This window comes from Pseudomonas sp. lyk4-TYG-107, from assembly GCF_030209055.1.
GTDB classification, from domain to species: Bacteria; Pseudomonadota; Gammaproteobacteria; order Pseudomonadales; family Pseudomonadaceae; genus Aquipseudomonas; species Aquipseudomonas putida_A.
On record NZ_JARVST010000044.1, the window covers coordinates 13,934 to 26,682 of the forward strand.

Here is a 12,749-nt window from a genome sequence, read left to right on the forward strand (position 1 = left end):
TGCATCGTCGTCGAGCGTTCGATTGTCGAACAATTTCCCGGACGAAGCACAAGAGGACTCGCCGGGTGACGAGAAATCTTGTTCCCTACGCAGGCGCTAACCTGATCAGGTTCAACGGGATCCGAAATTATTCGATCTCAGCCTCATAGCAAGGCACCCCGACAAGAACCCGGCCAGTCTAGACACAACCGGCAAAGAACGCCAACACCGCGGCAAACACCATGATGAATGGCGCAATTACCGGGACTTGCAGGATTGTTGCCGCACGATTGCGCAACTACACTCGCTGTGCCCTGCGCGCCTTGACGCTGCCGGGGCCGCGCCGTAGCCTTGGCGCGCACATTATTTCCGTAATATTTTTGCTAGGGATCGCCTCATGCTGCGCAAACTTTCACTGGCTCTTGCCGTGTCTTGTGCGTCCAACGCAATGGCCTGGGCAGCAGAAGCGCCCTTGTCGACCAAGACCGATCTGGTCAGCGTCTATCAGGAAGCCGTCGACAACAACGCCGATCTGGCCGCCGCCCGCGCCCAGTACGGGGCCCAGAAAGAAGTGGTGCCGCAGGCCCGCGCGGGGTTGCTGCCTAACCTGTCCGGCGGCGCCGAAGTGGCGGACGTGCGCACCTCGATCGACCAGCCTTCAGCCATTGCCAATCGCAGCGCGCATTCCTATCAGGCGACCCTCGCCCAGCCGTTGTTCCGCGCCGACCGCTGGTTCCAGTACCAGGCCGCCAAGGACGTCAACGAACAAGCCGCGCTGCAGCTGTCGGCCACCGAGCAGAACCTGATCCTGCAATCGGCTGAAAGCTACTTCAACGTGCTGCGCAGTCAGGACAACCTGGCCTCGACCAAGGCTGAAGAAGCCGCGTTCAAGCGTCAGCTCGACCAGTCCAACGAGCGCTTCGATGTCGGCCTGTCGGACAAGACTGACGTCCTGCAATCGCAAGCCAGCTACGACACCGCGCGCGCCAACCGCATCGTTGCGCAGCGTCAGGTCGACGATGCGTTCGAAGCGCTGATCACCCTGACCAACCGTCAGTACAACTCGATTCAGGGCATCGTCCACACGCTGCCGATCCTGCCGCCGGCGCCAAACGACGCCAAGGCCTGGGTCGACACCGCGGGTAAACAGAACCTCAACCTGCTGGCGAGCAACTTTGCGGTCAGCTCCGCCGAACAGACCCTCAAACAGCGCAAGGCCGGTCACCTGCCGACCCTCGATGCCGTGGCCAAATACGAAAAGGGTGACAACGACGCCCTCGGCTTCGCCAACCCGAACGCTTTTGGTACGCCGTACAGTGGCAACGTCGAGCAAAGCACCCTGGGCCTGCAACTGAACATTCCAATCTACAGCGGCGGGCTGACCAGTTCGCAAGTGCGCCAGTCCTATGCGCAACTGGATCAGAGCGAGCAACAGCGCGAATCCCTGCGCCGGCAAGTGGTGGAAAACACCCGCAACCTGCACCGCGCGGTGAACACCGATGTCGAGCAGGTGCAGGCGCGTCGCCAGTCGATCATCTCCAACCAGAGCGCTGTGGAAGCCACGGAAATCGGTTATCAGGTGGGTACGCGCAACATCGTCGACGTGCTCGACGCGCAGCGTCAGCTGTACACCTCGGTGCGCAACTACAACAACACCCGCTACGACTACATCCTCGACAACCTGCGCTTGAAGCAGGCGGCAGGAACGTTGAATCCGGGTGACTTGCAGGACCTGGCGCGCTATCTGAAGGCCGACTACAACCCGGACAAGGACTTCTTGCCACCGGATCTGGCCAAGGCAGCGGAAGCACAGCTCAAGGCGCGCCCCTAAACAATCTGGAAAATCCCCTGTGGCGAGGGGATTTATCCCCGATGGGGTGCGTAGCAGCCCCAAAACCATTCACCGCGGTGATTCAGTCAGATATGGCAAGCAGGGTTAACGACTGCTGCGCAGCCGATCGGGGATGAATCCCCTCACCACAATAAATGTTCCAGGCGACTACTTGATCAATCGGCCCAGCCCATCCAGCAACCGCTGCAACGCCCCCTGATTACGCCGCATCACCGCCAGTCCCGCCTCGGCCATGCGCTGGGCATCGCGCGGCAATTCGAATAGACGCTGCACTTCCACCGCCAGCCCTTCGGCATCATCCACTTCGGCCAGCGCGCCGGCTTCACGCAACTGCGCGGCGATGTCGAGGAAGTTGAACAGGTGCGGGCCGCTGAGCACCGGTTTGGCCAAGGCCGCCGGCTCCAGCAGATTGTGCCCGCCGTTGGGCACCAGGCTGCCGCCGACGAAAGCACTGTCAGCCAGCGCATAGAGAAACAGCAGCTCGCCCATGGTGTCGCCGAGCAGCACTGAAGTGTCCGCTTCGACGTTGGCACCGGTGGAACGGCGCACCGTGGCAAAGCCTTCACGCTGGCACAACTCGAACACCGAGTTGAAGCGCTCGGGATGGCGCGGCACCAGGATCAGCAATGCATTCGGGTAGTTCGCCAACAGCCGGCGATGGGCGTCGAGCACCACTTCGTCTTCGCCTTCGTGGGTACTCGCAGCGATCCACACCGGGCGCTCCAGCGCCTGCCATTGGCCGCGCAACTCATGGGCGCGCTGCAGCAGTTGCGGGTCGATGGTCAGGTCGAACTTGATCGAGCCAGTGACCTCGACCGCCTGCGGACGCGCGCCGAGATCGCGGAAGCGCTGGGCTTCAGCCTCGGTCTGCACCGCGAAAAAACTCATTTCAGCGAGCATCGGCGCGGTCAGCTTAGTGAAACGGCCATATCCCCGGGCCGATCGTTCGGACAACCGGCCGTTGGCCAGCGCCACCGGAATCCCGCGCTTGGCGCACTGATGGATGTGGTTGGGCCAGAGTTCGGTTTCCATGATCACCGCCAGTTTCGGTTTGGCGTGATCAAGAAAACGCGCCGCTGCGCACGGCAAGTCGTAGGGCAGATAACAATGCTGGATGCGCGGTTCGCCGGCGAACAACGCCTGAATCCGTTCCGATCCGGTCGGCGTCATGCAGGTCACGGTGATCGGCAGCTGTGGATAACGCTGCAGCAAGGCGCGAATCATCGGCGCGGCGGCAATGCTTTCGCCCACAGACACCGCGTGCACCCAGATCCCGCCGGGTTGCAGTCGCGGCATCCCGTAGGAGAAGCGCTCGCCAATCCGCTTGGCATACGCCGGGGCCTTGCGCGAGCGCAGCCACAGCCGAATCGCCACCAATGGCAGCCCCAGGTAAAACAGCGCGGTGTAGAGAGTTCTATTCATGGCGGCGGAGTTTATCGACTTTTATCGCCAATCGCCCGCAAGTGCACGGCAAAACGTTCGGCCAGCCAGCGCGCAGCCGGGCCGAGGGGTTCATCCCGGCGCCAGACCAGCTCCACCACCAACGCCGGCGGGGTCCATTCGCTGTCCAGTTCGACCATCAACCCCTGATAGGCCGAATACTGCACCACATGCCGGGGCAGCCAGGCCCAGCCCAGATCCCGCACCAGCCATTCGGCCATCACATAGAAACTGTCAGCGCGCCACACCTGCGGACTGGCCGGTTCGTTGCCGGGGTAGACGCTGGTTTGCGTCGACATCAGCAATTGCCGATGCTGTGCCAGTTGCTGGCAGGTGACATAGGACTGCGTTGCCAGCGGATGGTTGATCCCGCAGACCGTGACCATTTCCACCCGGCCCAATACCCGGCGCTCCAGTGCCTCGGGAATTTCATCGTGATAGAACAGCAGGCCGAGATCGGCGCGACGCTCCACCAGTTTGCGTGCGACTTCACCTTGGGCGGCGCTGGTCAGCTGCACTTCGAGGCTGGGAAATTGCTCGGCCAGCGCGTCGAAGCTTTCCACCAGTGCCTGATAGGGCATCGCCTCATCCTGAGCAACTCGAAGCTGCGCTTCCTGGCCGCGCATCATCGCCATTGCCCGACCATTGAGGCGCTCGCATTGGCGCAACACCTCCCGCGCCTCTTCGAGCAGTGCTTCCCCCGCTTCGGTGAGCCGCGGCTGGCGACCACTGCTACGCTCGAACAGGCTGACGCCCAAATCGTCCTCCAGCATGGCAATCGCACTGCTGATCGCCGACTGCGCCTTGCGCTGCTGGCGCGCCACGGCAGAAAACGAGCGCTGTTCGGCGACGCTGACGAAGGCGCGCAGTTGTTCCAGATTCCACAGGGTATTCATGCTGCAATCCATCTTCAAAACAGATAGGTAATGACTTTACCCCATCTGGCGAGCGACTAGAATGCCGCCTCAGCAAGCAACGTTTTACATGAGGATCTACACATGAACGCCTACGCCTTTCTGGCCATCGCCATCTGCGCCGAAGTGATCGCCACCGTTTCGATGAAAGCGGTCAAAGGCTTGAGCACCCCGCTGCCGCTGATTCTGGTGATCGTCGGCTACGGGATTGCTTTCTGGATGCTGACGCTGGTGGTGCGCACCGTGCCGGTGGGAGTCGCCTACGCCGTGTGGGCGGGCATGGGCATCGTCATGGTCAGCGTCGCAGCGCTGTTCATTTATGGGCAGAAGCTGGACGTGCCGGCGATGCTCGGGATGGCGCTGATCGTGCTCGGCGTGGTGGTCATCCAGCTGTTCTCCAAGACTGCCGGGCACTGATTTACAGTAACGCAAATCCCCTGTGGGAGCGGGCTTGCTCGCGAAGGCGGTGTGGCAACAATATTTCTGTTAACTGACACACCGCATTCGCGAGCAAGCCCGCTCCCACATTTGGTTTTGCATCTGCCCTGTTGATCATCGACAAATCCCGCTCTTTCCCGAGTCTGTATACTGCGCCCTCGTCTTGAACACTGAGGTCGTTGCATGCCATCCGTTATTTCCACCGACGTTCTGATTGTCGGCGCTGGTGTCGCCGGCCTCTGGCTGAACGCGCGTCTGCGCCGTCAGGGTTTTTCGACCGTGCTGGTGGAAAGTGCCAGCCTCGGTGGCGGGCAGAGTGTGAAGTCCCAGGGCATCATTCACGGCGGCGCCAAATATGCGTTGCACGGTGCGCTGACCGGCGCCTCGGAAGCCATCGCCGACATGCCGCGCCGCTGGCGTGAAGCGCTGGCCGGCAACGGCGAGCTGGACCTGTCCGGCGTGCGCCTGTTGTCCGAAGCGCATTACCTGTGGTCGCCCGGCACCCTCGCCGGCAACCTCACCAGTTTCTTCGCCAGCAAAGCCGTGCGTGGCCGGGTCGATCAGGTCAAGGGCGATCAACTGCCGCCGGCCCTGCAAGACAAGCGCTTCAAGGGCAAGGTCTATCGCCTCGCCGAACTGGTGGTTGACGTGCCGAGCCTGATCCAGCGCCTGGCCGATCTGGCCGGTGACGGCCTGCTCGCCGGGCAAACCATCGAGCCGCTGCTGGAAGCCGGTGTGCTGGTCGGCCTGAAGGTCGACGGTCGCGAAATCCACGCCCAACGCATCGTCCTCAGTGCCGGCGCCGGCACTGCCCGATTGCTGGAAGACCTGGGCCTGACCCATCCGCAGATGCAACGCCGACCGCTGCACATGATCATCGCCAAAGGCCCGGGCCTCAAACCGTTGTACGCCCATTGCCTGGGCGGCGGCACCAAACCGCGCATCACCGTGACCACGCACCCGGCCGCCGACGGTCAGTGGGTCTGGTACATGGGCGGTGACATCGCCGAAAGCGAAGGCGTGGCCCGCGAACCTGCCGAACAGATCGCCACGGCGCAAAAGGAGATCGCACAGCTGTTGCCGTGGATCGACCTCAGCACCACGCAATGGGCGACCTTGCGCGTCGACCGCGCCGAGCCGCTGCAAACCGGCCTGAGCCGTCCGGACAACGCCTTCCTCGCCGAGGAGGGTCGCCTGCTGGTCGGCTGGCCGACGAAACTCGCACTGGCACCGGACTTCGCTGACCGGGTCATCGCTGCGCTGGAGCGCGACGGCATCCAGCCGCAAGCTGCCGAGCCATTGCCGACACTGCCAAAACCACCGATGGGCGTACCGGCCTGGGAGCAACTGTTGCCATGAGCGTAGCGACCCTGCACGAACTGCATCGCCCACTGGGCAGCACCGGCCTGACGGTCTCGCCGCTGGGCCTGGGCACGGTCAAACTGGGTCGCGACCAAGGGGTGAAATACCCCAACGGTTTTCAGATTCCCGATGACGATGCCGCGCGCATGCTGCTCAGGCAGGCACGCGAATTGGGCATCAACCTGATCGACACCGCCCCGGCCTACGGTCGCAGCGAAGAACGCCTCGGCCCGTTGTTGCGCGGCCAGCGGCAGGACTGGGTAATCGTCAGCAAGGTCGGTGAAGAGTTTGCCGACGGCCTGTCGCGCCATGACTTCAGTGCGGCGCACACGCGGATGTCGGTGGAGCGCAGCCTGCAACGTCTTGAAACCGATTTTATTGACCTGGTGCTGGTGCACTCCGACGGCAACGACTTGGCGATCCTCGAACACGAGGAGGTCTACGCCACCCTCGCTGCACTCAAGGCCGAGGGCAAGATTCGCGGTTTCGGCTTCTCCGGCAAAACCGTCGAAGGTGGACTCAAGGCGCTGGAGCAAGGGGACTGCGCGATGGTCACCTACAATCTGAACGAACAGAACGAGAAGGCAGTCATTGACTATGCTGCTGCCCACGGCAAAGCCATTCTGGTGAAAAAAGCCCTGGCCAGCGGCCACGTATGCCTGAGTCCGGGCGTGGATCCGGTGCGCGCCAGCTTCGAGTTGTTGTTCCAGCAGCCCGGCGTGGCCAGTGCTATTGTCGGGACGATCAATCCGCTGCACCTCGCCCATAACGTTGCGACCGTTGCCCAGGTCCTTCGTGGTCACTGACGCCGCCCCGCGGCCTTAAGCAGGAGCCGACATGCCGCGCACGCTCATCAGAAAGAACCCGAGCAACTTCAAGACGCTGCCGCTGTTCGTCGAGGCCACGCCCGAAGGCCTGACGTATCAGAGCGTCGGCATGCCGCTGAATTTCGCCCAGACCCTGCAGCGGCGCAAACCGGTGAGCGTGGCGGATGCCGAGCGCTTTGCGGTGGAACTGGCCAACCTCGGGGTCTCGGTGCGCCTGACCCTCCACTGGCAGAATCGCGATTACTGGGTGCTGGTGCGCCAGCGTCGGCAGGATCGCGGGGACGTCGTGCTCAAGCTGATTTCCGGTTACGTGCCTGCTCAAGAACTGAACATCCCGCTGCACACGGCGATTCAGGAAATTGCCGAAGAGTGCCTGCTGGAAACCCCGGAAGGCTGGCTCGGCGGACGCTTCAACGACACCTGGCTACCGGCGCCCTACGCCTCCGCCCTGCATTATCGCGAGGCCCTGCCGTTTCGCCTGACGCCGCAGTCCGGCTCGGCGCGGCCGGTGCGCTGCGCCAATCTGCAATTGCTCGAACGACCACGGGCCTACGTGCATCTGCCGACAGCATCGCTGCAACTTATCTATGACTTGCGCCTGGACGTGCCAAAGGAAGCCAAATCCCTGAGTCTGTTTCACGTCGATGAACGCCTGGAAGGTGATCAACTGGTGGCGCGACTGGACCGCAAGCGCCCGGATTTGTATCTGATGCCGTTGCAGGACGGCGAACCGCTGGCCGAGCTGTATACCTTGAAGAAAGGTCAGCTGTCTCCGGCGGGCACGCGCGGTCTGTATCTGGCCGAAAGCTTTGCCAGACAGGATGGCTGGCTGGTGCGTGACGAGCGGATTCGCTGGAAGGACTGGTTACGCCAACAAGGCCTGACCCCGCCGGAGAAACCCACGGGACTGGCGCGGTTGCGCGGCAAGGCCAGGCAATTGCTGAAGAAGATCGTGCCACGCAAGAAAGTCAGTTCCTGAAAAGCAAAAGATCGCCGCCTGCGGCAGCTCCTACAGGGAAACGCATTCCAATGTAGGAGCTGTCGCAGGCGGCGATCTTTTTAGCTTGAATCAGTTACCGCGGATTTTCTCTACGATCGCCGTGGTCGAGCTGTTTTCCACCAGACCCAGCACTTTCACCGTGCCGCCATAAGCCTTGACGATATCGGCGCCGACGACCTGATCGATACCGTAATCACCGCCCTTGACCAGCACATCCGGCTTGACCTCGCGCAGCAGGTTTTCCGGGGTGCCTTCCGGGAAACTGATCACCCAGTCCACCGCACCGAGGCCGGCGAGTACCGCCATGCGTCGGTCGACACTGTTGATCGGACGTCCCGGCCCCTTCAGGCGGCTGACGGAGGCGTCATCATTGATCGCCACGATCAGACGGTCGCCCTGGGCGCGCGCCTGCTCGAGGTAGGTCACGTGCCCGGCATGCAGAATGTCGAAGCAGCCGTTGGTGAAGACGATGCGCTCGTTATGCGCACGGGCATCGGCCACTGCCAGCACCAGCTGTTCCAGACCTAGCACACCACGCTCCGAACCTTCTTCACGCTGAATCGCGCGGCGCAGTTCCGGGGCGCTGATCGCCGCAGTACCGAGTTTGCCGACCACGATGCCCGCCGCCAGATTGGCCAGCGCCACCGCGTGCGGCAGTTCTTCACCGGCAGCGATCGCCGCCGCCAGGGTGGAAATCACCGTGTCGCCAGCACCGGTCACGTCGAACACTTCACGGGCACGGGCCGGCAAATGCAGCGCCGGATGCTCCGGACGCAGCAGGGTCATGCCGTGTTCACCACGGGTGACCAGCAGCGCGCCGAGTTCGAGATCGTGCATCAGGGCCGCGCCCTTGCTCACCAGTTCGTGCTCATCGGCGCAACCGCCGACGATGGCTTCGAATTCACTGAGGTTCGGCGTGATCAGGCTCGCACCACGGTAGATCGAAAAATCCTTGCCTTTGGGATCGGCCAGCACCGGAATGCCTTTGGCACGGGCCGCCTGAATCAGGGCCTGATGGTTTTTCAGCGCGCCTTTGCCGTAGTCCGACAGCACCAGCACCTTGATGCCTTCGAGCAGATCATCGACCTGCGAGGCCAGGGCCAGCGCATCGGTGGCAAACGGTTCTTCAAAGTCGATACGCAGCAACTGCTGGTGCCGGCTCATGACCCGCAGTTTGACGATGGTCGGCTGATGCGCAATGCGCTGGAACAGGGCACGCACGCCCGCGCCCTTGAGACTGTTGCTCAGGCTGTCGGCGGCTTCGTCGTCGCCGGTCACACCGACCAGTGACGCCGGCGCGCCCAGCGCGGCAATGTTCAAGGCAACGTTGGCAGCACCGCCCGGGCGGTCTTCGATTTGCTCGACTTTTACGACCGGTACCGGTGCCTCAGGGGAAATCCGTGAGGTTCCACCATGCCAGTAACGGTCGAGCATGACATCGCCGACCACCAAGACTGGGGCTTGATCGAATCGCGGCATGGACAACTTCATGGAGCAACCCACATACAAAATGAACAGGGGCGCGATATTAACACAGGGTTGGCGCAGGCTTGCGTGCAGCCTGCAACAGGATGAAACAGTCCGTTACTTTGCTCATTTTTTGAGCACCAGTGCCGCCAGTTGTCCACAGGCTTCGGACAATTCCAGCGCCTCGGTGTCGATTTGCCACTCGGCTGCCAATGGCGCTTCGTAAGGACTGTCCACGCCCGTAAAGTGCGTGATCCGCCCTTCCCGTACGGCCTGATACAAACCTTTCGGATCGCGACGGGCGCAGACTTCGAGCGAAGTGCTGACGTGGACTTCAATGAACTCATCCTGGGCAAACAGCCTGCGCGCGGCGTCGCGTTCGGCGCGGAACGGCGAAATGGCCGCAACGATCACAATCAGCCCGGCGTCGACCATCAACCGCGCCACCTCGGCCATACGCCGGATGTTTTCCCGGCGGCAGAGGTCGCTCATGCCCAGGTCGCGGCACAGGCCATTGCGCACATTGTCGCCATCGAGCAAAAACGTGTGCAGACCCGACGCATGCAGGTGCAGTTCGAGGGCATTGGCCAGGGTTGACTTGCCGGCGCCGGAAAATCCGGTCAACCACACGCAGCGTGGGTGTTGTGCCTTGAGCGCTGCCCGGGCCTGGTGCGAGAGCGCCAGACCGTAAGGCCGAATGGCGAGCGTCTGTAGCGGCAGTGACAGGGACTCATTCATACCCGAGCAACTCGTAATCACGCTGATAAACCCGACGCACCAGACGCCGGGTGCGCACCGTACAGAACTCCCGCGCCGGCAATGATTGCCGTTCCCGCGAGCCGTTGACGTGAGGCAACTTGCCAGTCAGCCCCAACTGTTCGCAAACCAGACGAAAATCCCGCGTCAGGTGTTCCTGATAACCGATGAAGTCCAGCGCCAGATGCCCCAGCGAGTCCGTCAGAAAGTCGGTCTGCGCGGCAAAGTGCAATTGCCGGGCAATCGTTTCCGGATGCAGCCAGCGCGCGACAAAAGCGTCGAAATCCCGGTACTGCCGCACCAACCGTTGCGCCATATGGTCACGCGCGCTCAACTCGTTGCCACGCAAAAAGGCGTAGGCCGAATAGGCGCGTTCCAGCGGGTCGCGAACAAAAGCGAACTTGAAGGCGTTGGCGAACTGCTCGGGAAACTGCTCTTCATACCAATACAGCGGCAAGTGCCCGGGTCGCCAGCCGTCGAACAGCGCCGTGCAAACGCTGCTGCCGGCGCATTTCGGAACATGGATAAACAGGCAGGAGCGCTGCTGGAAGGCCTGAGGAAACGTCAGGTTGGCCGACATCGACTTGTTCACCACCTGCCGATCGACCACCGACAGGCGCCCGAGCAGAAAAGCCCGCTGTGGCTTGGGCAGCAGTTTCCAGAGATAGCGTTGCAGCATGAAAGCACCCGCGCGACGGGGATGGCCCCCTCGATGGAAGTCAGAGTTCGTTGAGGAACCTTAACAAGCGCGGTGCCCGGATTTATTCCGGTTTGGTCAAGAAGGGTAAAGGTCTGGATACAAACGACGGTGGGAGCGAGCAGGCTCGCTCCCACAGGACAGGGCCTGGAATCAGGCGATATCTTCGGCCGGGGCATCGAGGCCCATGGCGTTGAGGCGCGCGTAGTAACCATTTTGCGCCAACAACTGGTCGTGGGTGCCGCGCTCGACGATGCGCCCCTGATCCATGACCAGAATCAGGTCGGCCTTCTCGATGGTCGACAGACGGTGAGCGATCACCAGCGTGGTACGCCCCTTCATCACCTGATCCAGTGCCGCCTGAATGTGCCGTTCGGACTCGGTGTCGAGTGCCGAGGTGGCCTCGTCGAGAATCAGCAGCGGCGCGTTCTTCAGCAACGCACGGGCAATCGCCAGACGCTGGCGCTGGCCACCGGAAAGCAAGACGCCGTTCTCGCCGACCTGAGTGTCCAGGCCTTGCGGCAACTGCGAAATGAAGTCCATCGCGTAGGCATCACGCGCGGCTTTTTCAATGTCTTCACGCGGCGCACCGGCCAGATCGCCATAAGCGATGTTGTTGGCCACGGTGTCGCTGAACAGAGTGACGTGCTGAGTCACCTGAGCGATGTGACGACGCAGGTTGAGCAGTTTGTACTGTTCGACTTCCACATCGTCGATGAGGATTTCGCCCTTGTCGTGGTGATAGAAACGCGGAATCAGGTTGGCCAGCGTCGACTTGCCGCTGCCCGAACGCCCGACCAGTGCGACCATCTGCCCTGGCAGGACCGAGAAACTGATGTCGTCCAGCACCTGGCGTTCGGTGCCAGGGTAGGTGAAGCTGAGGTTGCGCACGTCCAGACGGCCACTCACCGCATCGCGCTCGACGGTGCCGGTATCGACTTCCGGCTCGACGTCCAGTTGCTCGAAAATGCTCTCGGCACCGGCCACGCCTTTCTGAATGGTCGAGCTGACTTCGGACAATTGACGGATCGGCTTGGGCAACAGGCCCGCCAGCGTGATGTAGGCGACCATGTCACCGGCCGAGGCGTCACCGCGCAGGTACAGCACCAGGAACATCAGCACGGCCATGGCGGTGTAGATCACCAGTTGCAGCATCGGCGTGTAGATCGCACCCGTGCGAGTCATGCGCAGTTGCTTGTCGGTGTTGCCCTGGCTGGCATCGAGGAAGCGCTTTTCTTCATAGGCCTCGCCGCCGAAGCTGCGAACCACGCGATAACCCTGGATGGTTTCCGAGGCCACATGCGTGACATCGCCCATCGCCAGCTGGATCTTCTTGCTCTGCTTGCGGAATTTTTTGCTGGCGGTGCGCACCATTACGGCGATCAGCGGCAGGATCGCCACCATCACCAGGGTCAGCTTCCAGTTCATGAACAACAGCGAGGCAAACAGGAAGATCACCGTCATGCCTTCACGGATTACGACCTTGATCGCATCTGTTGCCGCCCCCGTGACCATCGTCACGTTGAAGGTGATACGCGAAATCAGATGACCGGAGTTATGCTTGTCGAAATAGCGGTTAGGCAGCACCAACAGGTTGTTGAACAACTGCACACGCAAGTCATGCACCAGCCCGAGAGAAACCTTGGCCAGGAAATAGTTGCCCAGATAGGAGCCCAGCCCCTGCCACGCGGCGATCAGGATGATCAGCAACGGCACGGCCTGCAACAGCTGCAGGTCACGCAGGTAGGGCACGGAAGGAAACAGCACCGCTTCAGGGTTGGACAGGCCATCGACAAAGTACTTGAGGATGTAGCCAAGCATCGGTTGCGTCGAGGCGAAAATCAGAAAGCCGACGATGCTGATCAGGAACAGACTGATGTACGGCCGGACATAGCCGAGCAGGCGGAAGTAGATTTTCAAGCTCGATGGGCTTGCGGCGGGACTGGAATCGGTCATATCACGCGAAAGTCGATAAAAAGGACGCTGACTTTAGCACAGCTTCTTCAGGGTTCTGGCA

Annotated in this window: 11 protein-coding genes and 1 riboswitch; of the genes, 5 read left to right on the top strand and 6 right to left on the bottom strand. The window is 61.8% G+C overall.

From position 1 onward, the window contains the following. Positions 1–65: 65 nt before the first annotated feature. Positions 66–171, bottom strand: a riboswitch (TPP riboswitch). Between the two features lie 205 nt (positions 172–376). Then, a complete protein-coding gene (locus QRN61_RS27295; RefSeq protein WP_097087093.1) occupies positions 377–1,810 on the top strand; it encodes a TolC family outer membrane protein in 1,434 nt (477 codons plus the stop codon). A gap of 168 nt (positions 1,811–1,978) precedes the next feature. Here QRN61_RS27295 and waaA read toward each other — a convergent pair whose 3' ends face one another. Both waaA and QRN61_RS27305 read right to left on the bottom strand, forming a co-directional pair. After that, on the bottom strand, positions 1,979–3,253 hold the full coding sequence (gene waaA, locus QRN61_RS27300; protein WP_150369520.1) for a lipid IV(A) 3-deoxy-D-manno-octulosonic acid transferase: 1,275 nt from the start codon (positions 3,251–3,253) through the stop codon (positions 1,979–1,981). Between the two features lie 11 nt (positions 3,254–3,264). Further along, the gene (locus tag QRN61_RS27305; protein ID WP_202369967.1) at positions 3,265–4,167 is read right to left on the bottom strand and encodes a LysR family transcriptional regulator; all 903 of its coding nucleotides are present in this window, start codon (positions 4,165–4,167) and stop codon (positions 3,265–3,267) included. 102 nt (positions 4,168–4,269) lie between these two features. Between QRN61_RS27305 and QRN61_RS27310 the strand changes: the two genes are divergently transcribed. From QRN61_RS27310 to QRN61_RS27325, 4 genes are all read left to right on the top strand, one after another. Next, positions 4,270–4,602, top strand: a complete 333-nt coding sequence (locus QRN61_RS27310) for a DMT family transporter (RefSeq protein ID WP_003221050.1) — start codon at positions 4,270–4,272, stop codon at positions 4,600–4,602. A gap of 204 nt (positions 4,603–4,806) precedes the next feature. Then, positions 4,807–5,982 carry an NAD(P)/FAD-dependent oxidoreductase gene (locus QRN61_RS27315; protein ID WP_247269723.1) on the top strand — a complete coding sequence of 392 codons (1,176 nt, stop codon included), beginning with the start codon at positions 4,807–4,809 and terminating at the stop codon, positions 5,980–5,982. Then, on the top strand, positions 5,979–6,791 hold the full coding sequence (locus tag QRN61_RS27320) for an aldo/keto reductase (protein WP_247269722.1): 813 nt from the start codon (positions 5,979–5,981) through the stop codon (positions 6,789–6,791). Before QRN61_RS27315 ends, QRN61_RS27320 begins: the two co-directional genes overlap by 4 nt. Positions 6,792–6,822: 31 nt before the next feature. Beyond that, positions 6,823–7,791, top strand: a complete 969-nt coding sequence (locus QRN61_RS27325) for a hypothetical protein (RefSeq protein WP_027611383.1) — start codon at positions 6,823–6,825, stop codon at positions 7,789–7,791. A gap of 90 nt (positions 7,792–7,881) precedes the next feature. Here QRN61_RS27325 and hldE read toward each other — a convergent pair whose 3' ends face one another. The 4 genes from hldE to msbA form a co-directional block, all read right to left on the bottom strand. Further along, positions 7,882–9,303: a bifunctional D-glycero-beta-D-manno-heptose-7-phosphate kinase/D-glycero-beta-D-manno-heptose 1-phosphate adenylyltransferase HldE gene (hldE, locus tag QRN61_RS27330; protein WP_103368225.1), complete on the bottom strand. Its 1,422-nt coding sequence runs from the start codon at positions 9,301–9,303 to the stop codon at positions 7,882–7,884. A 102-nt stretch (positions 9,304–9,405) separates the two neighbouring features. After that, a complete protein-coding gene (gene cysC / locus QRN61_RS27335) occupies positions 9,406–10,017 on the bottom strand; it encodes an adenylyl-sulfate kinase (protein WP_096794741.1) in 612 nt (203 codons plus the stop codon). Continuing rightward, the gene (locus tag QRN61_RS27340) at positions 10,010–10,714 is read right to left on the bottom strand and encodes a sulfotransferase family 2 domain-containing protein (RefSeq protein ID WP_285376400.1); all 705 of its coding nucleotides are present in this window, start codon (positions 10,712–10,714) and stop codon (positions 10,010–10,012) included. Before QRN61_RS27340 ends, cysC begins: the two co-directional genes overlap by 8 nt. 171 nt (positions 10,715–10,885) lie before the next feature. Then, the gene (gene msbA / locus QRN61_RS27345; protein WP_285376401.1) at positions 10,886–12,688 is read right to left on the bottom strand and encodes a lipid A export permease/ATP-binding protein MsbA; all 1,803 of its coding nucleotides are present in this window, start codon (positions 12,686–12,688) and stop codon (positions 10,886–10,888) included. Positions 12,689–12,749 lie beyond the last annotated feature (61 nt).